General features: G+C 74.2%; 20 protein-coding genes and 1 pseudogene. 17 read left to right on the top strand and 4 right to left on the bottom strand.

Annotated features, from left to right (window positions below; translation table 11 throughout):
- Positions 1-188: 188 nt before the first annotated feature.
- From K7B10_RS10240 to K7B10_RS10215, 6 genes and pseudogenes are all read left to right on the top strand, one after another.
- On the top strand, positions 189-1,289 hold the full coding sequence (locus K7B10_RS10240; protein WP_229335798.1) for a lipid II:glycine glycyltransferase FemX: 1,101 nt from the start codon (positions 189-191) through the stop codon (positions 1,287-1,289).
- Positions 1,290-1,384: 95 nt separating this feature from the next.
- A pseudogene (gene murJ / locus K7B10_RS10235) lies at positions 1,385-2,990 on the top strand (murein biosynthesis integral membrane protein MurJ).
- 40 nt (positions 2,991-3,030) lie between these two features.
- Positions 3,031-3,714 carry a response regulator gene (locus K7B10_RS10230; protein ID WP_229335796.1) on the top strand — a complete coding sequence of 228 codons (684 nt, stop codon included), beginning with the start codon at positions 3,031-3,033 and terminating at the stop codon, positions 3,712-3,714.
- Positions 3,711-5,153, top strand: a complete 1,443-nt coding sequence (locus tag K7B10_RS10225) for an ATP-binding protein (protein ID WP_229335795.1) — start codon at positions 3,711-3,713, stop codon at positions 5,151-5,153. The genes K7B10_RS10230 and K7B10_RS10225 overlap by 4 nt, the downstream gene beginning before the upstream one ends.
- Positions 5,150-5,650, top strand: a complete 501-nt coding sequence (locus K7B10_RS10220) for a hypothetical protein (protein WP_229335794.1) — start codon at positions 5,150-5,152, stop codon at positions 5,648-5,650. The genes K7B10_RS10225 and K7B10_RS10220 overlap by 4 nt, the downstream gene beginning before the upstream one ends.
- A gap of 44 nt (positions 5,651-5,694) precedes the next feature.
- The gene (locus tag K7B10_RS10215) at positions 5,695-6,966 is read left to right on the top strand and encodes a cytochrome P450 (protein WP_229335793.1); all 1,272 of its coding nucleotides are present in this window, start codon (positions 5,695-5,697) and stop codon (positions 6,964-6,966) included.
- Here the strand turns inward: K7B10_RS10215 and K7B10_RS10210 are convergent.
- Complete coding sequence (locus K7B10_RS10210) at positions 6,926-7,651, bottom strand: aspartyl/asparaginyl beta-hydroxylase domain-containing protein (RefSeq protein WP_229335792.1); 726 nt, start codon at positions 7,649-7,651, stop codon at positions 6,926-6,928. The genes K7B10_RS10215 and K7B10_RS10210 overlap by 41 nt on opposite strands.
- A 121-nt stretch (positions 7,652-7,772) precedes the next feature.
- Here K7B10_RS10210 and ggt point away from each other — a divergent pair, with 121 nt between their 5' ends.
- A complete protein-coding gene (ggt, locus tag K7B10_RS10205) occupies positions 7,773-9,587 on the top strand; it encodes a gamma-glutamyltransferase (RefSeq protein ID WP_229335791.1) in 1,815 nt (604 codons plus the stop codon).
- A 20-nt stretch (positions 9,588-9,607) separates the two neighbouring features.
- Here ggt and map read toward each other — a convergent pair whose 3' ends face one another.
- Positions 9,608-10,375, bottom strand: a complete 768-nt coding sequence (gene map, locus K7B10_RS10200) for a type I methionyl aminopeptidase (RefSeq protein ID WP_229335790.1) — start codon at positions 10,373-10,375, stop codon at positions 9,608-9,610.
- 64 nt (positions 10,376-10,439) lie between these two features.
- Between map and K7B10_RS10195 the strand changes: the two genes are divergently transcribed.
- Together K7B10_RS10195 and K7B10_RS10190 are read left to right on the top strand one after the other, a co-directional pair.
- Positions 10,440-10,691: a helix-turn-helix domain-containing protein gene (locus tag K7B10_RS10195; RefSeq protein WP_229335789.1), complete on the top strand. Its 252-nt coding sequence runs from the start codon at positions 10,440-10,442 to the stop codon at positions 10,689-10,691.
- A gap of 291 nt (positions 10,692-10,982) precedes the next feature.
- On the top strand, positions 10,983-11,363 hold the full coding sequence (locus tag K7B10_RS10190) for a PPOX class F420-dependent oxidoreductase (RefSeq protein WP_229335788.1): 381 nt from the start codon (positions 10,983-10,985) through the stop codon (positions 11,361-11,363).
- A 1,080-nt stretch (positions 11,364-12,443) separates the two neighbouring features.
- On the opposite strand, the gene K7B10_RS10185 is transcribed toward K7B10_RS10190, so the two are convergent.
- On the bottom strand, positions 12,444-13,310 hold the full coding sequence (locus tag K7B10_RS10185) for a GNAT family N-acetyltransferase (protein WP_229335787.1): 867 nt from the start codon (positions 13,308-13,310) through the stop codon (positions 12,444-12,446).
- 21 nt (positions 13,311-13,331) lie between these two features.
- Here K7B10_RS10185 and K7B10_RS10180 point away from each other — a divergent pair, with 21 nt between their 5' ends.
- The 3 genes from K7B10_RS10180 (at position 13,332) to K7B10_RS10170 (ending at position 15,232) form a co-directional block, all read left to right on the top strand.
- Positions 13,332-13,913, top strand: a complete 582-nt coding sequence (locus K7B10_RS10180) for a beta-sandwich domain-containing protein (protein WP_037847103.1) — start codon at positions 13,332-13,334, stop codon at positions 13,911-13,913.
- On the top strand, positions 13,903-14,955 hold the full coding sequence (locus K7B10_RS10175; RefSeq protein WP_229335786.1) for a BtrH N-terminal domain-containing protein: 1,053 nt from the start codon (positions 13,903-13,905) through the stop codon (positions 14,953-14,955). Before K7B10_RS10180 ends, K7B10_RS10175 begins: the two co-directional genes overlap by 11 nt.
- Before the next feature lie 106 nt (positions 14,956-15,061).
- Positions 15,062-15,232 carry a lysine biosynthesis protein LysW gene (locus K7B10_RS10170; protein WP_229335785.1) on the top strand — a complete coding sequence of 57 codons (171 nt, stop codon included), beginning with the start codon at positions 15,062-15,064 and terminating at the stop codon, positions 15,230-15,232.
- Positions 15,233-15,270: 38 nt separating this feature from the next.
- Here K7B10_RS10170 and K7B10_RS10165 read toward each other — a convergent pair whose 3' ends face one another.
- The gene (locus K7B10_RS10165) at positions 15,271-16,488 is read right to left on the bottom strand and encodes an RNA-guided endonuclease InsQ/TnpB family protein (protein ID WP_229335784.1); all 1,218 of its coding nucleotides are present in this window, start codon (positions 16,486-16,488) and stop codon (positions 15,271-15,273) included.
- Positions 16,489-16,595: 107 nt separating this feature from the next.
- Here K7B10_RS10165 and argC point away from each other — a divergent pair, with 107 nt between their 5' ends.
- The 5 genes from argC to K7B10_RS10140 all read left to right on the top strand — a co-directional run bounded on the left by argC (position 16,596) and on the right by K7B10_RS10140 (position 24,313).
- Positions 16,596-17,621, top strand: a complete 1,026-nt coding sequence (gene argC / locus K7B10_RS10160; RefSeq protein ID WP_229335783.1) for an N-acetyl-gamma-glutamyl-phosphate reductase — start codon at positions 16,596-16,598, stop codon at positions 17,619-17,621.
- Between the two features lie 155 nt (positions 17,622-17,776).
- Entirely contained in the window at positions 17,777-18,646 is an 870-nt protein-coding gene (locus tag K7B10_RS10155) for a [LysW]-aminoadipate kinase (RefSeq protein ID WP_229335782.1), read from the top strand.
- Between the two features lie 5 nt (positions 18,647-18,651).
- Complete coding sequence (locus K7B10_RS10150) at positions 18,652-22,050, top strand: non-ribosomal peptide synthetase (protein WP_229335781.1); 3,399 nt, start codon at positions 18,652-18,654, stop codon at positions 22,048-22,050.
- The gene (locus K7B10_RS10145; RefSeq protein ID WP_229335780.1) at positions 22,047-23,213 is read left to right on the top strand and encodes an acyl-CoA dehydrogenase family protein; all 1,167 of its coding nucleotides are present in this window, start codon (positions 22,047-22,049) and stop codon (positions 23,211-23,213) included. Before K7B10_RS10150 ends, K7B10_RS10145 begins: the two co-directional genes overlap by 4 nt.
- Positions 23,210-24,313: an acyl-CoA dehydrogenase family protein gene (locus K7B10_RS10140; protein WP_229335779.1), complete on the top strand. Its 1,104-nt coding sequence runs from the start codon at positions 23,210-23,212 to the stop codon at positions 24,311-24,313. The genes K7B10_RS10145 and K7B10_RS10140 overlap by 4 nt, the downstream gene beginning before the upstream one ends.
- The last annotated feature ends 8 nt before the right edge of the window (positions 24,314-24,321 follow it).

Below are 24,321 nucleotides of genomic sequence, written 5' to 3'. Positions count from 1 at the left end.
ACGTGGACCGCAGCGAAACGGTCATCGTCCGGTCACAATCGCCGCGCGCGCCGGTCACGGACTCCTGTGAGAGTCCTGTGTGTCCCGCATCCCCGGACGTACAGGAAGGCCGATTTGCCGTGTGCGCACTGCTCGTGAACCCCGCCCAGCGACACCAGTCCCCGGAGCGGGAGCTGAGTGTGCAGCCCATGTCCGTACCGGAATACCAGGGTTTCCTTTTCCGGAACCGGAACGCGAGCTTTCTGCAGTACCCGTCCTGGGCCGAGGTAAAGGACCTCTGGCGCTCGGAAAGGGTCGGATGGCACTACCCCGACGGGCAGACGGCCGGTGCCGGGCTCGTCCTCTACCGCCAATTCCCCGGTACCCGAAAATACTTCGCCTACCTTCCCGAAGGCCCGGTCGCCGACTGGTCCGACCCGCACATCGACCGGTGGCTGGACCCCCTCAAGCGCCACCTGCGCGCCGCCGGCGCCTTCGCCGTCCGGATGGGGCCCACGCCCGCCTACCGCCGCTGGGACGCCGCCGCCGTCAAGTCCGGGACCGGGCCGGGCCGGCAGATATCCGACGTGCTCGCCACCGAGGTCGACCCGGTCGGAGCCGCCCTCGCCGACCGGCTGCGCACCCGCGGCTGGAAGCGCTGCGGCGGCGAGGACGACGGCGACGCCCAGCCCCGCCACGTCTTCCGCGTACCGCTCGCCGGCCGCTCCCGCGAGGAGCTGTGGTCCGGCCTCAACCAGGAATGGCGGCGCAACGTCCGCAAGGCCGAGAAGGCCGGAGTGCAGACCGTCCTCGGCTCCGCCGCCGACCTGCCCGAGTTCTACCGGCTGCTGCGCATCACCGAGGAGCGCGACGGCTTCCGCCTCGGCCGCTCGCTCGCGTACTACCAGCAGCAGTACGAGGTCCTCAATGCCGAGGCGCCCGGCCGGATGCGCCTCTACCTGGGCGTCCACCAGGGCGAGATCCTCGCCGCGCACACCATGATCGTGGCCGGCAGCCGGGTCTGGTACCAGACCGGCGCCTCCGCCGACCACCGCCGCGAGGTCCGCCCCAGCAACGCGCTCCAGTGGCGGATGATGTGCGACGCCCTCGACCTCGGAGCCGACGAGTACGACATGCGCGGGGTACCCTCCACCCTTGACCCCGACGAACGTTCTTTCGGGCTGCTGCGCTGGAAGCTCGGCACCGGCGGGCAGGTCGTCGAAACGCTCGGCGAGTGGGAGACCCCCATGGACGGATACGCCAACACGGCGCTCCACAAGGCATTCCAGGCCTACCTGGCCCGCCGGTGACCACCACCGACACCAGACCGGCCACCGGCCCCTCCGCCGACGCAGCCGCCGGCGCGGCAGCGGGGAAGACCTCGGTACTGCGCAGCGGCGCCCTCATGGCGGCCGGCTCGATCGTCTCCCGCGCCACCGGATTCGTCCGCTCCGCCGTCGTCGTCGCCGCGCTCGGCACCGGGCTGCTCGGCGACGGCTACGCCGTCTCCAACACCGTCCCGAACATCCTGTACATGCTGCTCATCGGCGGCGCGCTCAACGCGGTCTTCGTCCCCGAGCTGGTCCGGGCCGCGAAGGAGCACGAGGACGGCGGGGCCGCGTACACCGACCGGCTGCTCACCGCGTGCACCGCGGCGCTCGTCGTACTGACCACCGTCGCCGTGGTGGCCGCGCCGCTCATCGTCGCCGCGTACACCCCGTACACCGGGGGCCAGGCGAGCACCACCGTGGCCCTGGCCCGGTACTGCCTGCCGCAGATCCTCTTCTACGGGCTGTTCACCCTGCTCGGCCAGGTGCTGAACGCCCGCGGCCGGTTCGGCGCGATGATGTGGACCCCCGTTCTCAACAACTTCGTGATCATCGGCGTCTTCGGTCTCTTCCTGTACGTCACCCACGGCTCGGCGGACGCCCTGACGGCCGGCGAGACCCGCCTCCTCGGCCTCGGCACCACCGCCGGCATCGTCATCCAGGCCGTCGCGCTCATCCCCTCGCTGCGCGCCGCCCGCTTCCGCTGGCGTCCCCGCTTCGACTGGCGGGGCCAGGGCCTCGCCCGCCCGCTGCGCAACGCGGGCTGGCTGGTCATGCTCGTGTTCACCAACCAGATCGGCTACTGGGTCGTCACCCGGCTCTCCACCGCCACCGGACACCGGGCCGTGGAAGCCGGGCTCGCGGGCGGCGCCGGGTACACCGCCTACAGCAACGCCTACCAGCTGTGGATCGTCCCGCAGGGCATCATCACCGTCTCCCTCGTGACCGCCCTGATGCCCCGGATGAGTGCGGCCGCCACCGACGGCGACCTCGGCGCGCTCCGCCGGGACGTGTCGTACGCGCTGCGCTCCAGCGCCGCCCTCGTCGTCCCCGCCGCGGCCCTCTTCGCGGCGCTCGCCCCCTGGGTGATGGGCAGCGTCTTCGGGTACGGGCGCACCGGCGCCGCCGACACCGAGGTCATGGCGGGCATGCTCGTCGCCTTCGCACCCGGCCTGATCGCCTTCTCCGGCCAGTACGTCCTCTCGCGCGCCTTCTACGCCCTCTCGGACACCCGGACCCCCTTCTTCCTGAACCTGGTCATCGCCGCCCTGAACGCCGGACTGTCCGCCGCCGCCTACCTGCTGCTGCCCCCGCGCTGGGCCGTCACCGGCATGGCCGGCGCCTACTCCGTCGCCCTGTTCGCGGGCCTGGCGGTGACCGCGTACACCCTCGCCCGGCGGCTCGGCCCGCGCACCGGAACCCGTACGGAGCGCCGCGCCACCGCGGTCCGCACCCACCTGCGGCTGCTGACCGCCTGCCTGCCCGGGGCCGCCGCGGGCCACGCGGCCGCCCGGGCCGCGGGGCCACGCGGCCGCCCGGGCCGCGGACGGCCTCGGCGACTTCGCGGCCGTCGGCGCGGGAACCGCGGCGCTCGCGCTCGTCGTCGTCCTCCTCGCCAGGCCGCTCGGCCTCACGGAAATCACCGACCTGCTGGACTCCCTGCGGCGCAAGACCGGCCGTTAGCGGGAGGAAGAGCCTTCGAACCGTCTTGGATAATGACCGGATGCCACGCGTACTGCTGATCGAGGACGACCCTTCCATCCGGGAAGGAGTGGGTCTCGGCCTGCGCCGGCGCGGCCACGAGGTGGCCGCGGCGGAAACCGGCGAGGCGGGCCTCGCGCTGATGGGGACCTTCCTCCCGGAGCTGGTCCTGCTCGACCTCATGCTGCCCGGGATGAACGGCGTGCAGGTCTGCCGCCGCATACGCGAGACCAGCCAGCTCCCGATCATCATGCTGACCGCCCGCGGCGACGACTTCGACATAGTCGTCGGCCTCGAAGCCGGCGCCGACGACTACATCGTCAAACCCGCCCGCACCGAGGTCATCGAGGCCCGCATCCGGGCCGTGCTCCGCCGCCTCGGCGCCCCGGCGGGCAGCCGGCCCGAGGTCGAGTTCCACGGCGAGCTCGCCATCGACCGGGCCGGACTGGCCGTCGCCAAGAACGGCGAACGCGTCCCCCTCGCCCCCAGCGAGATCAAACTCCTGCTGCACCTGTCGGCCTCGCCCGAGCAGGTCTTCTCCCGTCAGCAGCTCCTGGAGTACGTGTGGGAGCACAGTTACCACGCCGACGCCCGGCTCGTGGACGCCTGCGTACGCCGCCTGCGCACCAAAATCGAGGACCCCGCGGGCAGCCCCCGCTACATCCAGACCGTGCGCGGCTTCGGCTACCGCTTCGGCCCGCTGTGAGGCGCATCGCGCCGCTCGGACTGCGCACCCGGCTGATCGCGGCCTTCCTGCTGGTCGCCGCGATCAGCGCGGTGACCACGGCCACGCTGACCTACCAGCAGGCCCGCACGGCGGTGCTCAAGCAGAGCCAGGACACCGCGGTCAGCACCCTGCGCGACCAGATCGAGACCCTGCCGCTCGACCTGCCGCTGGACCAGGCACAGCTCCAGCGGGTCGTCACCGAGCTGGGGAAGAAGGGCAAGCCGAACCCCTGGAACGTCTTCGGCGAGTACGGCACCCTGCGGGCCTCCAGCACCAGCGCGCCCACCTCCACCGTGGTCACCGACGAGCTCCGCCGCCAGGTGACGGCCCATCCGCACGGCGCCTTCCAACGGGTGACCGATCCCGCGGGCAGACCGTACCTCGCCGTCGGCATGCCGGCCGTCTGGCTCCACCAGGACGTCCGGGAACCCACCGGCCTGATCCTCTTCGCGACGATGCCCCTGACCACCGAGGGCAAGACGGTCGAGGCCATGGTCGAAGCCGCCAAGCGCGGCGCCGTCCCGGGCCTCGCCATCGCCGTCATCCCCGCCCTGCTCGCCGCGCGCAGCGTGCTGCGCCCCGTACGGGACATGCGCCGCGCCGCCCAGCGGCTCGGCAGCGGCCGCCTCGACACGCGGATCGAGGTCCGCGGCTCCGACGAGCTCGCCGGACTCGCCCGCACCTTCAACGAGACGGCCGGCGCCCTCGAACAGTCGGTGGACGAACTGCGCGAGGCCGAGGCCCGGGCCCGCCGCTTCGCCTCCGACGTCTCCCACGAACTGCGCACCCCGCTCGCCGGGATGCTCGCCGTCACCGAGGTCCTGGACGAGGAGGCCGAGCGCCTCGACCCCGATACGGCCGCCGCCCTGCGGCTGGTCAGCGCCGAGACCGGGAAGCTCGCCGTCCTCGTCGAGGACCTCATGGAGATATCCCGCTTCGACGCCCGCGCGGCCGAGCTCAACCTCGACGACGTGGACGTGGCCGAGGCGGTCCGCAAGACCCTCGAGCGCCGCCACTGGGACGACAAGCGGGTGCTCACCGACCTGCCGTCGCAGGTCCGCGCCCGGCTCGACCCGCGCCGCTTCGACGTGGTCCTCGCCAATCTCATCGGCAACGCCCTCCGGCACGGCGGCGCCCCCGTCCGCGTCGGCGTGCGCACGCAGCCGCGGCCCGACGGCCCCCGGCTGCTGATCGAAGTCGCCGACAGCGGGCCCGGCATCGCCCCCGAGGTGCTGCCGCACATCTTCGACCGGTTCTTCAAGGCCGACGCCGCCCGTACCCGCTCCGCGGGCAGCGGCCTCGGGCTCGCCATCACCCTGGAGAACGTCCGGCTGCACGGCGGCACCCTGCGCGCCGCGAACGGCGCCGCCGGGGGAGCGGTGTTCACCCTCGACATGCCCCTGGAGGCCGACGCATGACCCGGACACGGGCGGCCGCGGCCGCCGCCTTGCTGCTGGGCGGGCTGCTCACCGGCTGCGGGATCAAGCCCACCGGGGTCATCGAGAGCGGAGCCGCCGCGAAGGTCGTCGTGCCAGGGCCCGGGACCACGGGGACGGTGTACCTCGTGTCGGCCGACGGGCGGCTCTTCCCCATACCCGACAGGGAGCAGCCCTCGGTGTCGGAGACCTCGCTCCTCGTACGGCTGCTCGTCGGCCCCAACGAAGCGCAGAGGGCCGCGGGCCTGGAGACCCGGCTGCCCGTGCTGGACATCAAGAAACAGGGCGCCAGCGCCGGGACGACCATGATCTCGGCCGACACCATCGGGGTCGGCGTGCCCTTCAAGGTCTCCACCCTGTCCGAGACGGCCCGCCAGCAGCTGGTGTGCACGGTGGCCTCCACCGAACCGCGGTACCAGGTCGTCCTGCTCGGCCCGGACGCCGACATCGGCCCCGCCCGCTGCGAACTCGGCGACTGACCGTCCCCTTGCGGCGGGGCGGCTGCTCCCGCCACCGTGGCCCCATGGACCCCGCCGCGGACGTGCCCGACGTGTTCGACCCCCGGATCTACGGGGCCGGGATCCCGTACGCGAGCTACCGGCTGCTGCGCGACCACCACCCGGTGGCCTGGCAGGAGGAGCCGGAGATCGCCGGCTGGCCCGCCGGCCCCGGCTTCCGGGCGGTCACCCGGCACGCCGACGTGGTCCGTGTGCTGCGCGACCACACCACGTACTCCTCCTGGCTCGGCGCCACCCAGATCCGCGACCCGGACCCGGCCGACCTGCCGTTCCTGCGGCGCACCATGCTCAACCAGGACCCGCGCCGCGCGGCGGGCGACCACGGGCGGCTGCGCCGCCTGGTCTCGCGCGCCTTCACCCCCGCCCGCGTCGACGCCTTCACGGGCCGGGTCCGCGAGCGCGCCCGCACGCTGCTGGCCGCCGCCCGGGACGGGGCCGAGGACGGCGCCGCCGACCTGGTCGCCGCGGTCACCGACGAGTACGCGCTGCTCAACCTGACCGACCTGCTGGGCGTTCCGGCCGCCGACCGGGGCCTGCTGCTGGAGTGGACCGTACGGATCATCGGGTACCAGGATCCCGAGGACGCGCCCGCGCCCCGGCTCGGCCCCGACGGCAAGCCCCTGAACCCGCGCTCCCCGGCCCTGCTCGGCGAGATGTTCGCGTACGCCCGCGAACTGGCCGCCCACAAGCGGGGGCACCCCGGCGACGACGTGATGACCGCCCTCGCGGAGGCCGGACTGGAACCGGCCGAACTGGAGATGTTCTTCTTCCTGCTCACCGTCGCGGGGAACGACACCGTGCGCAGCGCGGCCCCCGGCGGCCTGCTGGCCCTGGCGCGCGACCCGGACGCGTACCGGCTGCTCGCCGACGGCCGGGTGCCGATGGCCGGCGCGGTGGACGAACTCCTGCGCGTCCACCCGCCGGTGCTCAGCTTCCGCCGCACCGCCGCCGTCGACACCGAGCTCGCCGGGCAGCCGATCCGGGCCGGGGACAAGGTGGTGGTCTTCCACGCCTCCGCCAACCACGACGAGCGCGTCTTCACCGACCCCGGGCGCCTCGACCTCGGCAGGACGCCCAACCCGCACGTCTCCTTCGGCGACGGACCGCACGTCTGCCTCGGCGCCCACTTCGCCCGGCTCCAGTTGCGCGTGCTCCACGAGGAGTGGCGCGCGGCGATGCCGGCTCCCGAACTCGCCGGTCCGCCGCGCCGGCTGGTCTCGAACTTCATCAACGGGATCACACGGTTGCCGCTGCGGGTGTCCGGGCCTGCCGGGTGACGTCCGCCAGCAGGTCGACCACGTCCGGGCCGTACGCGTCGGAGTTGTTGACCTTCAGCACCACGCAGAAGGATTCCCCGCGGTAGCGGCGCGCCAGGTCCTTGTGATGGCGCGCCAGGTAGCGGGCGCCCGCCTGGTTGCTGATCGCGGTCTGCCCGGAGACGAGGAACACCGGGCGGCTGCCCGGCCCGGTCGTCAGCCGGGCCAGCAGTACGTGGTCGATCTGGCCCTTCTCCCAGCGGTACGTCTCCCCGCCGACGTGGATCGCCCCGCGGTCCGGCCCCGGATCCCTCGACAGGTCGACCCGGACGCCCGGCAGCATGGAGGCCAGGTGCGCCGCCGTCCGCGCGTTGGACACCGGCCCGCCCACGCAGAACTCGGCACGCTCGCCGAAGCCCTGGCGGACGGAGTCGTGGGAGACGATCTGGAGATTGGCCCCGCAGTCCTTGATCAGGGCGGATATCTCCAGCAGTGCGAAAGCGTCGTTGCGGTGCACCGACCCTTCCGTGCCGCCCATCTGCCGGTTGACCACGAACAGGCAGTCGGAGCCGGTGGGCAGCCCGAAGAAGGCCTGCTTGCGGCGCAGCGTACGGCGCCACAGATAGGTCCGGGAGAACCAGCCGAAGCCGCCGCTGATCGCGGTGGCCACCACCCCGAGCACGATGTTGCGCACGTCGTCGTTCATGCGCCGGATGCTAGCCCGCACGTGGTCTTCCTGACGCGGGGGGTGCGGTGAAGTTACAGTGCCGAGTTCAGGGTTCAGGCCTGTCCGGTGGGGTGCGACAGGCCGTCGACTGGAGGTTCGGATGCGTCGCTCCGCCACACGTCAGTTAGTGCTCGTCGCCCTCACCGGAGCGCTGGTGTCCACCGGCGCGGCAGCCCCGCCGTCAGCGGCGTCCGGCGGTAGCCCGGGCACTCCGGCCAAGGTTCCGGTCGCCGCCGGGTACGGAGGGGCCGTCGCCAGTGTCGACGCCGACGCCTCGGCCGTCGGCATCGCGGTGCTGCGCTCCGGGGGCAACGCCGTGGACGCCGCCGTCGCGACGGCCGCCGCGCTCGGGGTGACCGAGCCGTACTCGGCCGGCATCGGCGGGGGCGGCTACTTCGTCTACTACGACGCCGGGTCGCGCCGGGTGCAGACCATCGACGGCCGCGAGACCGCGCCCGCGACGGCGACGGAAACCCTGTTCCAGGAGAACGGCGTCCCCATCCCCTTCGAGCAGGGCCAGACCAGCGGCCGCAGCGTCGGCGTCCCCGGCACCCCGGCCACCTGGAAGAGCGCGCTGGACGCCTGGGGCACCCGGTCGCTCGGCCAGATGCTCAAGCCCGCCGAGAAGCTGGCCCGCGACGGGTTCACCGTCGACCCGACGTTCCGGGCGCAGACGGAGCTCAACCAGGACCGGTTCAAGGACTTCCCGGACACCGCGAAGCTGTTCCTGCCGGGCGGGGCCCTGCCGGTCGTCGGTTCCACCTTCAAGAACCCCGACCTGGCGGCCACCTACGCCGAGCTGGGCCGCAAGGGCACCGGCGCGCTCTACCGGGGCCCGATCGGCGAGGACGTCGTCCGGGCCGTCCGCAAGCCCCCCGTGGACCCGGCCGCCACCCGGATCGTCCGCTCCGGCGACCTGACCACCGGCGACCTGCGCGCGTACGGGGCCAAGCGCCAGGCCCCGACCGAAGTGGGCTACCGCGGCCTCGACGTGTACGGCATGGCGCCCTCCTCCTCGGGCGGCACCACCGTCGGCGAGGCGCTCAACATCCTGGAGCGCACCGACCTGTCGAAGCTGTCCGAGACCCAGTACCTCCACCGGTTCATCGAGGCCTCGCGGATCTCCTTCGCCGACCGCGGCCGCTGGGTCGGCGACCCGGCCGCCGAGAACGTCCCCACGCGGGAACTGCTCTCGCAGCGGTTCGCCGACTCGCGCGGCTGCCTGATCTCCCCAGACCGTACGCTGACCAGCCCGCTGGCCCCCGGGGACCCGCGCCACCCGGCGGCCTGCGGCGGCGCCGGGCAGGCCGCACCCACCACGTACGAGGGCGAGAACACCACGCACCTGACGGTCGCCGACCGCTGGGGCAACGTCGTCTCCTACACCCTGACCATCGAGTCCACCGGCGGCAGCGCGATCACCGTCCCGGGCCGCGGGTTCCTCCTCAACAACGAGCTGACCGACTTCTCCTTCGCACCGGCGGCCCCCGGGGTCCCGGACCCGAACCTGCCCGGCCCCGGCAAGCGGCCGCGCTCGTCCATGTCCCCGACCATCGTGCTGGAGCACGGGCGCCCGGTGCTCGCGGTGGGTTCCCCGGGCGGCGCCACCATCATCACCACCGTCCTGCAGACCCTGATCGGGCACCTGGACCGGGGGCTGCCGCTGGTCGACGCCATCGCGGCGCCGCGCGCCAGCCAGCGCAACCAGACCACCACCGAGCTGGAGCCGGGCCTGTGGAACAGCCCGCTGCGCGGTCAACTGGAGGCGCTGGGCCAGGGCTTCCGGCAGAACCCGGAGATCGGCGCGGCGACCGGGGTCCAGCGGCTCCCGGACGGGCGCTGGCTGGCCGCGGCGGAGACGACCCGGCGGGGCGGGGGCTCGGCCATGGTGGTCCACCCGCACGGGAAGCCGTAGGGAACGTCCGCTCCCGATGTTCAGGGGGCGGTGAGGATCCTCGGGCCGTCGGCGGTGATCGCGACCGTGTGCTCCACGTGCGCGGCGCGGCTGCCGTCGAGGGTCCGCAGGGTCCAGCCGTCCCCGTCGCACCGGTACTCGTCCGTACCGCCCGCGATCAGCATCGGCTCGATCGCGAGGACCATGCCGGGGCGCAGCTGCATGCCGCGCCCCGGCCGGCCCTCATTGGGCACGCCCGGGTCCTCGTGCATGGTGCGGCCCACGCCGTGGCCGCCGAAGTCCTCCATGATCCCGTACCCGGCGGTGCGGCAGACCGTGCCGATGGCGTGCGCGATGTCGCCGATCCGGTTGCCGGGCCGCGCGGCGGCGATGCCGGCCGCGAGGGCCGCCTCGGCCGTCTCGATCAGCCGCAGATCGGCGGGGCGGGGCCGGCCGACGGTGAAGCTGACCGCCGCGTCCCCGACCCAGCCGCCCAGCTCGGCCCCGCAGTCGATGCTGACCAGGTCTCCGTCGCGGAGCCGGTAGTCATCGGGGATGCCGTGCACGATCGCGTCGTTGACCGAGGCGCAGACGACCCCGGGGAAGGGCACGGGCGCGAAGTGCGGCCGGTAGCCGAGGAACGGCGAGCTCGCGCCCGCCCCGGCCAGTACCGCGCGGGCCGCCCGGTCCAGGTCCAGCAGTGACACCCCGACGGCCGCCGCCTCCCGCGCGGCGGCCAGGGCTTGGGCGACGACCCGGCCGGGGGCCCGCATCGCGCTGATCGACTCTTCTGTCTTCAGTTCCACCATGCCAATAACTATACCGGTATAACTTTAACGGGATAGTTATTGGGGGAGGGGGTAGGATGAGGCCATGGTCCGTACCCCCCTCACCCCCGAAGAGCGCGAGCGCGGCGAGCGGCTCGGCGCGCTGCTGCGCGAAGCCCGCGGCGGTCGCAGCATGGTCGAGGTCGCGGCGAGCGCCGGGCTGTCCGCCGAAACCCTCCGCAAGATCGAGACCGGCCGCGCGCCCACGCCGGCCTTCTTCACGGTGGCCGCCCTCACCGAGGTGCTCGGACTGTCCCTGGACGATGTGCTGCGCCGCTGCGCGTTCGTGCCGGCCTGAGGCTCCGGCGGGGCCGCCCGAGCCCCTGTCGGAGCCGCGGACCTGCGGTTTCTTTCGGGCGGGGCCGGCGGGCCGAACGGCCCAATCGGCGGTGGGGGCGGCCGGGAGCGGGGCAGGCGTGAAGGCGTGTCGACCTCGAACGCTTCCCAAAGACTCGGTTTCGCGCTCCTCGGCGCCCTGCTCGCGACCGGTCTGCTGCTCGCGGCGTGTGCGGCGCCGGACGGGCGGGCCTCTGCCCGGGATCCGGGTCCGCGGCCTACCGCGCCCCGGGGGTCGTCGTAGGCTCCGGGGATGACTCTCGACGAGCTGAACCAGGGCAAGTACGTCAGCCTCACCACCTTCCGCAAGGACGGCACCCCCGTCGCGACGCCGGTCTGGGCGGTTGCCGACGGGGGTGAGCTGTACGTGTGGACGCGCAGCGACTCCTGGAAGGTGAAGCGGATCCGCAACAACGGGCGGGTCGAGGTCAGCGCCTGCGACGTGCGGGGGCGGGTCGCCGAAGGGGCGCAGGTGCTGGAGGGCGAGGCGCGGCTGCTGGACGAGGCGGGGCTGGCGAGGGTGCGGAAGCTGATGTCGCGGAAGTACACCTGGCAGTTCTGGGCCGTGGACGTACCGGCCGCCCTGGTGCGCCGGGGGAAGCGCCCGCACACCGCGATCGCCGTCAAGCTTTGAGATTCCCGTAGCCCGCCCGTAACACCGGTGGGGTCCAATGCGGGCATGGAGACCGCGACTTCGCAGGCGATCGCTCAACTCTCTTCCTATTTACGCGGGCTGACGCAGAGACTCGATCCGGGGACGGGCTGGTACGGGGAGTTCCTGCGCCGGGATCCGGAGGGCCTGCGGGCCTGCCTGGACGGCGCCGCGATGCCGCCGTGGGACGTGGTGGAGTCGCTGCTCGGGGATCTCGCGGGGGCCCGGGGTGCGGAGTTCGCGGCGCGGGAGAGGGAGCACGCGGCCCGGCTGCGGGCCGCGGCGGTCGCGGTGTGGGACCGGCTGCCGGGCGGGGCGCAGGAGCTCCGGACCCTGCTGGCGGCGGCCGCCGACCAGCGCTCCGTCTCGGAGGCGGCGACCCGCGCGCTGGCGGCCCGGCTGGGCTCGGCCCCGGGCCCGGCGGAGGCGGAGGCCCTGACCCGGGAACTGGCCTGGACCCAGGACGACACCGCCAGGGCGGCTTCCCGCCACGAAGACCTCGTGTCCCGCCTCGGGGACCTGGACACCCCGCCCGAGCCGGGGTGGTCCGCCGGCCCCGCCGGGGCCGAGCCGCCGGCCGGGGAGTGGGCCGGGGCGCAGGAGGGCGGGGCGGTGTCCGGGGCGCCGCGGCAGCGGGAGGCGGGGGAGGAGCGGACCGAGCCGCCCGTGGGGCGGGCCGAGGGCCGGTGGCTGCGCGGTGCGCGGCGGGCCGGCGGAGCCCGGTACGCGGGTGCGGCGGCCGTGGCCCCCGCCCCCTTCACCCCGCCGCCCGCCCACCCGGATGCGGCCCCCGCGCCCCGCGGCGCCCGCTTCGCCCACGCCGAGCCGCACCCCGACTCCCGCGCCGAGCCGCATCCCGACTCCCGCTCCGACTCCCGCGCCGAGCCCCGCCCGGAGCCCCGGGCCCTGCGCCGGTCCCGCACCGGAACGCTCGGCCGCGCCCGCTTCGCCCCGCCCGAGCCGCAGGTGCCGGCCGCCCCGGAGCCCGACGTCCCGGCCGCCCCGGAGCCCGACGTGCGGGCCGCCGCCGGGCCCGACGTGCGGCCGGCGGGCCGCCGCGGTTCAGGGGCGCGGGGTGCGGGCGGCGCGGGCGGCCGGGCTGCGCCACCAGGCCAGCAGGCTGGTGTGGATCAGCCGGGGCTGGGCGAACGCCGCGATCTGCGCCGCGGGGCGGGCGAAGAACAGCCCGTCCGCGGTGCGCCGGTCCGCGGCCGCCGCCAACACCCCTTCCACGGCGGCCCGTCGGGACGCGGTGGCACCGGGCAGGAAGTCGATGCCGAGCAGTGCCTCCTCCGGGGCGGCGGGCAGCGGCTCACCGGTCCGGCAGCGGATGCCGCACGGACCGGCCCACCAGGACACCGCCCAGCCGTCCCCACCGGGGGCGTAGGGCGCTCCGGGCTCCTGCGGGGCGCGCGGGTCGCGCACCATGTGGACCTCGGAGAGCGGCTTGTCGGCGGCGCCGAAGTGGCGGACCGTACGGAAGCCGACCCGGGCGTAGAAGGCCGGGTTGCCCCGCTCGACCACGGCGTCGAGCACGACCTGCCGGGCGCCCGCGGCCGCGGCCGCGGCTTCCAGGCGGCGCAGCAGCAGCCGGCCGAGCCCGGCGTGGCGCACCCGGGGGGAGACGGCCAGCCGGCGGACCTCCCAGTCGCCGTCGGGGCGGACCACGGCCCGCACCGATCCGGCGGTCTCCCCGTCGAGGGAGGCGACCCACAGTCCGCGGCCCGCCGCGAGGTCCTCCCGTACGTCCCCGGCCCGTTCGCGGGCACCGTCGGCGACGGGCAGGCCCGGGACGAGGTCGCCCGCGGCGTACGCGGCCGCGGTGACCGCCGCCACCCGCTCGCAGAGGTCTTCCGGTGCGCCGGCGACAGAGTCAAGGAATCGGATCTGGATATCGACGGCAGTGGCCGCCTTTTCTGTGGTGAGCACAGCCGCAACATAGTGGATGTGATGGGATTGGGAAACACCGTCGTCAATCTGTCCGCGCATTTCAACAATCGCGGAATACAGCCGCCGGACACGCCCGGCGACTACGGCTTCAATATCTGGCGCAATACGTTTCCGGCCGAGGAACTGCCGGAGCCCGGCTCCCTGGTGGACCTCGTGGGGGCCGTCTTCGAGTTCCCGGCCCGCAAGAGCGCCGCCGGGGACAACGTCCGCTGCCGCGGGCAGCTGGTGGAGCTGCCGGGCGGCAGCTGGGACTGGATCGGCCTGGTCGGCGCGGCCGAACGGCGCACCGAGGACGAGGTCGAACTGCACTACGCGGACGGCACCGTGCGCCGCGAGTGGCTGCGGATGAGCGACTTCTGGCCGCAGACCGGCGCGTACTTCGGCGAGCCGAGGGCCTTCGTCACCGGCAGCATGCGCTACCCCCGCCACACCCACCTGCACCACGCGCCGTCGATCTGGCAGCAGCGGGTGCCGGTGCGCGTGCCCGCGCCGCTGGCCGCGGTGCGGCTGCCGGACAACCCGGCGATGCACGTCTTCGCCATGACCGTCACAGCGGACGAGGAGAGCCGTCTTGCGAGTTGAACTGGGACCCGTCGGCTACTGGCGGCACGAGCTGTCGCACTGCCTGCACACGACGGCCGGGGTCCTGCTGGGCTTCCACGGGCTGGACCCGGTGCAGGCGCTCGGCGCCGGCTGGGGATTCGACTACCCGGCGGGCGACATCCGCCGCGAAGAGTACTACTTCCCGGGCGCGGCGCAGGACCTCTTCGGCGGGCTCGCCCCCTTCCACGACGTGCACTCGCGCTGGCACGAGCCGGCCGACGCCCGCGAGGGCTGGGAACAGGTGCGGGCCGCGCTGGCGGCGGGCACCCCGGTGGCGGTGGCCGCCGACAACTTCCACCTGCCGTTCCGGCCGGCCTACCGCGACGTGCACACCAACCACCTGATGGTGCTCTACGGGTTCGACGACACCACCGGCGACGTGTTCGTGGCCGACCCGGTGCCGCCCGCCTTCCAGGGGACCATCCCGCTGGCCGCGCTGGCCGCCGCCCGGGACTCCGGCAACCCGGTCCACCACGACCGGGACCTGTTCTTCACCGCCAATCCGATCGGCAACCGCTGGCTGGAGCTGCGGATCGGGCAGGACCAGCCCGCCTTCGACCCGGAGTTCGTGGACCGGGTGACCGCGGCGAACCTGCGAGCGCTGCGGGCGGAGCCGGCCGCCGCCGATGCCGCCGCGGGGCACCTGCGCGGACTCGCAGGGCTGCGCACCTTCCTGACGGAGGCCTTCGACCGGCTGCCCGGGGACCCGGCCGTCGGCGACGAGGTCTTCGTCGTCATCGGCCCCGTCCTCGCGGTGACCGGGCTGCACGCGGAGTTCCTGCGCGAGGCCGGCCGGCGCTTCGGCGAACCGCGGCTGGCCGAACTGGCCCGCGAGGTGGACCGGGTCGCCCACCACTGGTCCGCGCTGCGCATCGCGGTGGCCACGGCCGGCCCCGACCGGGCCGCGATGGTGCCGGGGCTGCTGCGCCGCACGGCCGCGCTGCTCGACGCGTACGACCGGGTCCTGGACGGTCTCCAGAGCCGTCTCGAGGCCCGCGGGCAGGCCCTTCGGGGCGCGTAGGGGTTATCCCCGACTGACCGCTCGGGACCCCACCCGGCAGGCTCGACCTGCGGTGGAAACGCCCGCTGAAAAACATGCCGAATATCGCATGGAAAGGAATGCTGTCTTGCTCAAGGAAGCATGCCCGGAATGCACCGGAGACGTCTCCGTCGCACCCGAGGTGGAACTCAACGAAATCGTCGAGTGCGCGGAATGCATGGCGGAACTCGAAATCGTTTCGCGCGAACCGCTGATCATGGCCCTGGCCCCCGAGGCCGAAGAGGACTGGGGTGAGTAGTTGAAACCTCCCCGCCCTGAAGGACGGGAATTCCTGGCTCACTTTGCCTGACCCCGGCACGGGACGGGACTTACAAGATCGGCACCAGCCGGGTTGAGACCAGCCCGGACGAGCATCACGCGGGCGGAGTTCTTGTCCCTGGGGGACACCGCTCCGCATGCGGTGCACGTATACGTTCTCTCGGAAAGAGGTAGTGCGTGCTTGGCTCTCGCTCCGCACTGCGCGCAGTCCATGGTGGTGTGCGCGGGGTGGACCAGGTGAACGGTCCGCCCGTGCTTGCGGCCCATCTCGATCAGGGCCGTCTTGACAGCGCCGATGGCGCCGTCGGCCGCCTTGCGGGCCATGGTGGTCTTCGCGAGGAACTCCGGGCGGAAGTCTTCCACGGCGATGTGGTCGAAGTCGCGGGCGACCGTCTTGGCCCACTTGCGGGCGATGTCCTGGCGCTGCCGGGCGGTCTTCTTCGACACCTTCCCCGCCGCCTTGCGGGCCTTGCGGTAGCCGGCGGTGTCGGGCCGGTTCTTCGGGGTGCGACGACGGGACATCATCCGCTGATAGCGGGCGAGGTCATGCGCTTTCCTCTTCCCGTGCCCGAGGTGTGGGAGGTCGTGGACGCCGGACGTGGTGGTTGCGGTCTCCTTCACACCCCAGTCCACACCGATCACCGCGCCGGTCTCGGGCATGAGCTCGATGGCGGCTGCCACGACGAACGAGGCGTACCACTGCCCGAGGCCGTCCCGGTACACCCGCACACTGGTGGGATCGGACGGCAGGTCTCGGGACCACACCACAGCCAGCACGATCCCACCCGCCAGGTACAGACGACGGTCCTTGATCGAGAACCCGCGCCGCGTGGAGTTCAACGACGGGACGGCCTCGCGCTTGCGCTTGACGCGGGGCATCCCGGCCCGCTGCCGCACCGGCAACCCGGCCTTGATGTCCTTCAGAGCCTTCGCCCTCGACTTCGCGAAATCACGGACGATCTGCTGCTGCGGCACCGAAGCACCTTCACGCAGCCAGCGCACCGACCGGCGGGCTTCCGTCAGCATCTTGTCGAGCTGCGCCGGCCCACACGTGAGCTTCTCCGTGGCTGTCTTGTTGAAGGTGTGGACCTTACGGGACATCGCCACGCATTCGTTCCACACCCAGCGGCACCGCGCCCACTCGGCCTCCAGCCGGGAGAGCGCGGTGGACGACACACGAAGCCGGTACGTGTACCGGGCAACCCCGCCACCGTCGGCCATCGGCATCGTCGTCATGACCGCAACGCAACAGTCCTCACTGACAATCAGAGAAGGTGCAGGTCAGGCCAGATGTCCACAGAACACCGGCGCTCCGCGCCTGTGAGCCTCCAGGGAGAAGCCCGGTGATCCGCGCCGGGATCGTCGGCGGGGCCGGGTACATCGGGGGCGAACTGCTCCGGATGCTGCTCGGCCACCCCGAGGTCGAGGTCGCGGCCGCCACGTCGACCCGCCTGTCCGGCAGGCGGGTCGACGGCAGCCACCCCAACCTCCGGGGTCTGACCGACCTCAGCTACGTCGCACCGGAGCAACTGCCCGAGTGCGACGTCCTCTTCTTCACCGCGTCCAGCCTGGACGACCCCGCCGGGCGAGCCGAGCTCGCCGCCCGCGGCAAGGTGGTCTTCGACCTCAGTGCCGACCTGCGGCTGAAGGACCCCGCGCTGTACCGCAAGCACTACGGACGGGAGCACCCCGTACCGGAGCTGCTCGCGGACGCCGTGAGCGGTCTGCCCGAGCTGCACCGGGAGAGCCTGCGCACGGCCGACCTGGTGAGCGTGCCCGGCTGCATGGCGAGCGCGTCGATCCTGGCGCTGAACCCGCTGGCCGCCGCCGGTCTCATCGAGTCCCGGGTCACCGTGGACGGCCGGGTGGGCTCCAGCGGCTCGGGCGCCTCGGCGGGCGAGATGAACCTGCACTCCGAGCGCAGCAACGTGCTGCGGGTGTTCGCCCCCCTGGGCCACCGCCACCAGGCCGAGATCAGCCAGGCCACCGGCCTGGAGGCGCTCATGACGGCCACCGGCGTGGACGCCGTGCGCGGCGTGCAGGTGGTCATCCGGGCCACGGCCCGGCCCGGGGTCACGGAGGCGGCGATCCGCGCCGCCTACCGCACGGCGTACGCGGCGGAGCCCTTCGTCCGCGTCGTCGCGCAAAAGCGCGGCAACTACCGGTTCCCGGAGCCGAAGCTGCTGCTCGGCTCCAACTACTGCGACGTCGGCTTCGCCTACGACGCGGCGAGCCGCGAACTGCTCGTGATCGGGGCGCTGGACAACCTCGTCAAGGGCGGGGCGGGCAACGCCGTGCAGAGCATGAACATCCGCATGGGCTGGGACGAGAGGACCGCCCTGGGCTTCCCGGGGCTGCACCCGATCTGACCGGGCCGGGCCCGCGCCTGGCCCCGGCCCGTACCCCCGCACCGGCGCCGACGGGACCCCCTCCCCCCGGCGGCGCCGGGCCCGGCCGGCACGGCCGCAGCGGCCGGCCCCGTGCCCCTTCGAAAGCCCCGTACCGATCCGAGAGGCAGCGACACATGATTCACCCCGTCACCGTCGTCAAATGCGGTGGCAGCCCGGCGATCGACCGGGAGGCGATGTGCGCCGACATCGCGTCCCTGGCCGCCGCGGGCCGCCGTGTCGTGCTGGTGCACGGCGGGGCCGCCGAGGTCGACCTGCTCGCGGAGCGGCTCGGCGTCCCGCAGCGCCGGCTGACCACGCCCAGCGGCTCCTCCAGCCGCTACACCGACCCCGCCACCCTGGAGGTCCTCCAGCTGGCGCTCGCCGGAAAGGTCAAGCCCGCCCTGGTGGCGGCGCTGGGCCGCTTCGGCGCCCGCGCCGCGGGGCTGACCGGACTGGACGGGGCCACGGTCACGGCCCGGCGGACCGCCGCGCACCGCGCGGTGCTCGACGGCCGCACGGTGATGATCCGCGACGACCACAACGGCCGGATCCGGAAGGTGGATCCGACCCTGCTGACCCTGCTGCTGGAACACGGCATCGTGCCGGTGCTCTCGCCGCCGGCCCTCGCCGAGGACGGCACCGCGGTGAACGTGGACGCCGACCGCACCGCCGCCGCGGTCGCCGCGGCCCTGGGCGCCGAGCGGCTCGTGATGCTGACGGGCGCGCCGGGCGTACTGGCCGACCACCGCGACGAGTCCTCGCTGCTGCCCGAGTACCGGGTGCCGGCCGAGGGGCCCGTCGGGGACGCGGCCGTGGGCGGCATGAAGGCCAAGCTGCAGGCGGCCCGGGAGGCCCTGCTGGGCTCCGTGGCCGAGGTGGTGGTGGCCGACGGCCGCGTGAAGAACCCGGTCTCCGGCGCGCTCGGCGGCGCGGGGACCACCGTACGGCTGGGCGCCGTACGCGAGACGGGCGGCGCCGCGCCGCTGACGACGACGGGGAGCTGACGGCGATGGCCGAGACGACGACCGGAACGACGGCCGGGGCGGGAGCGGCGGCCGGTACGGGAACGGCGGCGGCCGGCGCGGGTGCGCGCAGCCTCGCCGACACCCGCAAGGCCCTGCTGGCGCTGCGCGAGCGCCAGCGCACCACGGTGCGGGCGACGAGCACCTCGATCACCCCGGCGGCCCGGGACCGGGCCCTGCCGCTGTCGTTCACCCAGCAGCGGCTGTGGTTCCTGAACCAGTGGTCGCAGGGCCGGCCCGTGTACAACGCGCCGTCCGTGCTGCGCCTGCGGGCCCCGCTGGACCTGCCGGCGTTCCGGCGGGCGCTGACCGCCCTGGTGGGGCGGCACGAGATCCTGCGCACCCGCTACCCGGAGCTGAACGGGGTGGCCTACCAGCACGTCGACCCGGCCCCCGCCGAGGTGCCGCTGCCCGTGACCGACCTCGGCGCGCTCGCCGGCGCGGAGCAGGAGGCGGCGGTCGAGGCCCACGTACGGGCCGAGATCCGGCACTCCTTCGACCTGGCCGCCGAGCACGCCCTGCGGGTGTCGCTGGTCCGGCTCGGGCCGCAGGAGCACGTGCTGGTCCTGGCCATGCACCACATCGCCACCGACGGCTGGTCCACGGACATCCTGACCCGCGAGCTGGTCGCCCTCTACCGGGCCGAGGCCGCCGGAACCACCCCCGCCCTTCCCGAACTGCCCGTCCAGTACGCCGACTTCGCGGTGTGGCAGCGCGGTCACCTGACCGGCGAGGTGCTGGACAAGCAGCTCGCGTACTGGCGGGAGCGGCTCGCCGGAGCCGCGACCCTCGACTTCCCCGCCGACCGTCCCCGGCCCGCGGACCCCACCCGCGACGGCGCCACGCTGACGCAGATGCTGCCGGACGAGCTGCTGCGCGGGCTGCACCGTACGGCCCTGGCCGAGCGGGCCACCCTGCTGACGGTGGTGCTCGCCGCCTTCACCGCGCTGATGTCCCGCTACACCGGCCAGGACGACGTCGTCCTCGGCTCGGTCTTCTCGGGCCGCACCCGGCCGGAGATCGAGAACCTCATCGGCTTCTTCTCCAACACCCTGGTCCTGCGCACCTCGACGGAGGGCGACCCGACCTTCCGCGAGCTGCTGCGGCGCACCGGGGAGACCGTGATGGGCGCCCACTTCAACCAGGACCTGCCGTTCGGCACCCTGGTGGACGAGCTGGCCCCCGAGCGCGATCCGAGCCGCAACCCGCTCTTCCAGACCTGCTTCACCCTGCAGCACGCGGCGGCCGCCGAGGCCGAGGCGGGCGGGCTGTCCGCCGAGCCGTACCCGGCCGATCCGGGCACCGCCCGCTTCGACCTGGCCGTGCAGCTGACCGAGGTGCCCGGGCAGGGCCTGCGGCTGTGGGCCGAGTACTCCACCGAGCTGTTCGACACGGACCGGATCGAGCGATTGTTCGGGCACTACGCCCGGCTGCTGCGGGCCGTCACCGAGAACCCGGAACTTCGCCTGAGCGAGCTGCCGCTGCTGACGGACGCGGAGCACGAGCAGCTGGTCCGCGGCTGGAACGACACCGCGCGCACCCACGGCTCGGAAGAGCTGTGCCTGCACCAGCTCTTCGAGTCCGTCGCCGACGCCCACCCGGACGCGGTGGCCGTGGTGTACGAGGGCGCGGCGCTGACCTACCGGGAGCTCGACGAGCGGGCCGACCGCCTCGCCCACGCACTGCGCGCGCGGGGCGTCGGGCCCGAGTCGGTGGTGGGCGTGCTCGCGCGGCGCGGCCCGGCGCTGCCGGTGGCCTTCCTCGCCGTGCACAAGGCGGGCGGCGGCTACCTGCCGCTGGACCCGGACCACCCGGCCGCCCGCTGGGAGCTGCTGCTGGAGGAGGCCGGCGCCCGTACCGCCGTCACCACGGCCGACCTGGCCGGGGAGCTGCCGGCCTCGGTCACCGCGGTGCTCGCAGACGACCCGGCGCTGGCGGACGGGCCCGCGCCCGGCCGGCCGCCGGCCTCGGCGGGGCCGCGGAACCTCGCGTACGTGATCTTCACCTCGGGCTCGACCGGGCGCCCCAAGGGCGTGCAGGTGGAGCACCGCTCGATCGTCAACTTCGCGCGGGCCATCACGGAGCTGTTCCGGATGGGCCCCGGGGACCGGGTGCTGCAGTTCGCCAACCCCTCGTACGACGTCAGCCTGTTCGACTTCTTCTCCGCGCTGACCAGCGGCGCCGCCCTGGTCCAGGCCCCGCGCGAGACGCTGCTGGACCCCGAGCGGCTGACCGCCCTGATGCGCGGGCAGCACGTGACGGTGGCCGACCTGCCGCCGGCGGTGCTCGGGGCCCTCGACCCGGAGGCGCTGCCGGAGCTGCGGTTGCTCTTCGTCGGCCTGGAGGCCTTCCCCGGCGAGCTGGTCAACCGCTGGAACACCGGCGGGCGCGAGTTCCACAACGGCTACGGGCCCACCGAGGCCACGGTCGCCTGCATCGACTACAGGTGCCCGAAGACGGTGCACGACTCGATGCCGCCCATCGGCACCCCGCTCGCCAACTACACGGCGCACGTGGTGGACCGGTTCGGCGCCCTGGTGCCCGTCGGGGTCCCGGGCGAGCTGCTCGTCGGCGGCGCCGGGGTGGCCCGCGGCTACCTGAACGGCCCGGAGCTGACCGACCAGAAGTTCGTACCGGACCCGTACGGGGACGGAAGCGGGGACGGCGACGGCGGCGGAGAGCCCGGGCGGCTGTACCGCACCGGCGACCTCGTGGTCCGCCGCGCCGACGGGAACCTGGAGTTCCGCGGCCGCGTCGACCAGCAGGTCAAGATCCGCGGGCTGCGCATCGAGCCCGGCGAGATCGAGCAGGCGCTGACCGCGGAGCCGGAGATCGCCGAGGCGGTCGTCGTCGCGCACGGCGAGGGCGCCGACGCCCGGCTCGTGGCGTACGTGGTCCCCGCCCCGGGGACGGACGCGCCGGACGAGGGGGAGCTGCGCCGCCGCCTCGGCGGACGGCTGCCCGCCCACCTGGTGCCCGCCCTCTTCGCGTTCCTCGCCGAGCTGCCGCGGGCCGCGAGCGGGAAGCTGGACCGGGCCCGGCTGCCGGAACCCGAAGCGGCCGCGGCCGCCGTGGAGTTCGAGGCCCCCTCGACGCCCACGCAGATGGCGCTGGCCGGCATCTGGGAGGAGATCCTGGGCCGGGGCGGCTTCAGCACCCACGACGGGTTCTTCGCCGTCGGCGGCAACTCGCTCAAGATCACCCAGTTCGCGGCCCGGGTCGGGGAGCGCTTCGGGGTGGAGCTGGAACTGCGCGACCTGTTCGTCAACAGCACCCTCGGGCAGCTCGCCGACCTGGTCGAGGAGCGGGAGCTGGCCTCGGCCGACGACGCCGAGCTGCTGGCCCTGCTGGAGCGTGCCGAAGCCGCCGGCGGCGGTGCGCTGTGACCGGCCGGCACCCGGGCGGGCTCACCCCCGCCGAGGAGGAGTTCCGCGGGCGGGTCCGCGCGCTGCTGGCCGAGGACCGCGTACGCGCCCTGGCCGACGAGATCGCCGCGTACCCGCCGGGCACCGAGGCCACCCACCTGCCGGTGCACCGCTGGCTGGGCGAGCGGGGCTGGCTGGCCCCGAACTGGCCCCAGGAGTACGGCGGGGCGGGCCTGGGCGCCGCCGAGGCCGCCATCGTCACCGAGGAGATGACGCTCGCCGGGATCCCCGACGACGTGCACGTCCTCAGCATCGACATCGTCGGCCGGTTCCTGCTGGAGGTCGGCACCGAAGAGCAGAAGAAGCGGCACCTGCCGGCGCTGGCCGCCGGCGAGGAGATCGCCACCGTGCTCTTCACCGAGCCGGACGCCGGATCCGACCTGTCGGCACTGCGCACCACCGCGCGCCGCGACGGCGACGGCTGGCGGCTGTACGGCCGGAAGATCTACAACATGAAGTCGCAGTACGGCGAAGTGGCGCTGTGCGCGGCCCGCACCACCGAGTCCCCGGTGGCGATGCACGGCATCACCCTCTTCCTGCTGCCGCTGCGCTCCCCCGGCGTCCACGTGGAGCCCGTTCCGACACTGTGCAACGACCGGTTCAACCTGGTCGTCATCGACGGGGTGCGCCTCACGGAGGCCGACGTCCTCGGCGAGGTCGACAACGGCTGGGCCCTGATGAACGACCTGCTCCAACTGGAGCGCACCGGCGTCGACTTCCACGCCAAGGCCCGCCGCCTGCTGGACCTGGTGACCGAGCGGGCCGCGGCCACGGGCCGGCTGGCGGACCCGGCGTACGCGCTGCCGCTCGCCGCGCTCGACGCCCGGCTGCGCGCCGGGCACGCCATGGCCTGGCAGCAGGTGCGCAACCTGGGTGCGGGCAGCCCGGACCCGGTCGGCTCGGCGATGGCCAAGTGGTACGTCACCGAGCAGATCCGGCCGGTGCTCGACCTCGCCCTGGAGGTCTGCGGACTGGAGGCGGCCCTGACCGCCTGGGACGGCGCCGCGCCCGACGGCGGGGTGCTGGAGGCGGGCCTGCGCATGGGCCCCTCGCACCGGCTGGCCTCCGGGACCTCCGAGGTCATGCTCACTCTGATCGCCACCAACGCTTTGGGGCTCCTGTGACGACGGCCGTACTCGACGAGCTGAGGGAACTGTTCGGGCAGGAGCTGGCGCCGGTGCTGCGCCGGCTCGGGGAGCGCCCGCGCGGCGCCGCGGACGGGCCGGCGGCCCGGCTCGGCGAGGAGGACGCGGGCACCCGCGACGCCGTCTGGGCCACCCTGGCCGAGCTGGGCGCCTTCGGCCCGCACCGCGAGGCCGAACGGGTCGCGATCGCCGAGCTGATGGGCGCCGCGCTCTACCAGAGCCCGTACGCGGACACCGTGACGGCGGCCGCGCTGCTGGCCGCCACCGGGGATCCGGCGTACGGACCGCTGCTCGACGAGGCGGCCCGCGGCGCGGCGGCCGTGGCCCTCGCGGTCCGGGAGGACGGGCTGAGCGGGCCCGCCCGGCCCGGCCCGCTCACCGTGCACCGCGAGGCGGACGGGTACGCGGTCTCCGGCCGGCGGCCCTTCACCGCCTTCGCGGCCGACTGCGGCCACCTGGCGGTGGTCGGCGCCGGGAGCGACGGGGAACCCGTACTGGCCCTCGTACCGCGCGAGCGGCCCGGGGTGCGCCTGACGCGCCGCGACGACATCGGCCGCGGCGACCTGTACGCGGTGGAGCTGGACCGGGCCGCGGTGTCCGGGGCGGTCCACCCGGTCGGCGCGCTCTGGCCGGCCGTGCTGGCCGCGGCCCGGGTCCGGCAGGCCGCCGCGCTGGCGGGAGCCGCGCGGGCCGCCGTGGAGCTGGCCGCGGAGCGGCTGAGGTCCCGGCAGGCCTTCGGGCAGCCGCTGGCCCGGCAGCAGGCGCCCGCCCACCGGCTGGCGGCGCTGGCCGCCGAGGCCGCGACCGCGGCGGCCTTCGCCCGCTCGGTGGCCGCGGCCGCCGACCGCGGGGAGGACGTACGCGCGACCGCGGCCCAAGTCCTCTATCTGGCGGGCGACCTGGCCCGGCGGGCGGCCGCCGAGTCGGTGCACCTGCACGGCGCCCACGGCATGACGGAGGCCTGCGACGCCCAGCTGTTCCTGCGCCGCGCCGCCGTGGACTCCCAGTGGCTGGGCACGGGCACCGAGCTGCTGCGGGAGGCGGCCGCGCTGCTCTCCGACACCCCGAACCCCCGCTGATCCGAAAG

The sequence above is a fragment of the Streptomyces flavotricini genome (genome assembly GCF_020639365.1).
Taxonomy (GTDB): domain Bacteria; phylum Actinomycetota; class Actinomycetes; order Streptomycetales; family Streptomycetaceae; genus Streptomyces; species Streptomyces flavotricini.
Note: the sequence above shows the minus strand (reverse complement) of the source record. Positions and strands in the feature narration are given on the sequence as shown.

Bases quoted from the DNA above. Each gene is read 5' to 3' on its own strand.
- K7B10_RS10240 (WP_229335798.1), top strand. From the start codon at position 189: ATGTCCGTACCGGAATACCAGGGTTTCCTTTTCCGGAACCGGAACGCG.
- K7B10_RS10230 (WP_229335796.1), top strand. From the start codon at position 3,031: ATGCCACGCGTACTGCTGATCGAGGACGACCCTTCCATCCGGGAAGGA.
- K7B10_RS10220 (WP_229335794.1), top strand. From the start codon at position 5,150: ATGACCCGGACACGGGCGGCCGCGGCCGCCGCCTTGCTGCTGGGCGGG.
- K7B10_RS10215 (WP_229335793.1), top strand. From the start codon at position 5,695: ATGGACCCCGCCGCGGACGTGCCCGACGTGTTCGACCCCCGGATCTAC.
- K7B10_RS10210 (WP_229335792.1), bottom strand. From the start codon at position 7,651: ATGAACGACGACGTGCGCAACATCGTGCTCGGGGTGGTGGCCACCGCG.
- ggt (WP_229335791.1), top strand. From the start codon at position 7,773: ATGCGTCGCTCCGCCACACGTCAGTTAGTGCTCGTCGCCCTCACCGGA.
- map (WP_229335790.1), bottom strand. From the start codon at position 10,375: ATGGTGGAACTGAAGACAGAAGAGTCGATCAGCGCGATGCGGGCCCCC.
- K7B10_RS10195 (WP_229335789.1), top strand. From the start codon at position 10,440: ATGGTCCGTACCCCCCTCACCCCCGAAGAGCGCGAGCGCGGCGAGCGG.
- K7B10_RS10190 (WP_229335788.1), top strand. From the start codon at position 10,983: ATGACTCTCGACGAGCTGAACCAGGGCAAGTACGTCAGCCTCACCACC.
- K7B10_RS10180 (WP_037847103.1), top strand. From the start codon at position 13,332: ATGGGATTGGGAAACACCGTCGTCAATCTGTCCGCGCATTTCAACAAT.
- K7B10_RS10165 (WP_229335784.1), bottom strand. From the start codon at position 16,488: ATGACGACGATGCCGATGGCCGACGGTGGCGGGGTTGCCCGGTACACG.
- K7B10_RS10155 (WP_229335782.1), top strand. From the start codon at position 17,777: ATGATTCACCCCGTCACCGTCGTCAAATGCGGTGGCAGCCCGGCGATC.
- K7B10_RS10150 (WP_229335781.1), top strand. From the start codon at position 18,652: ATGGCCGAGACGACGACCGGAACGACGGCCGGGGCGGGAGCGGCGGCC.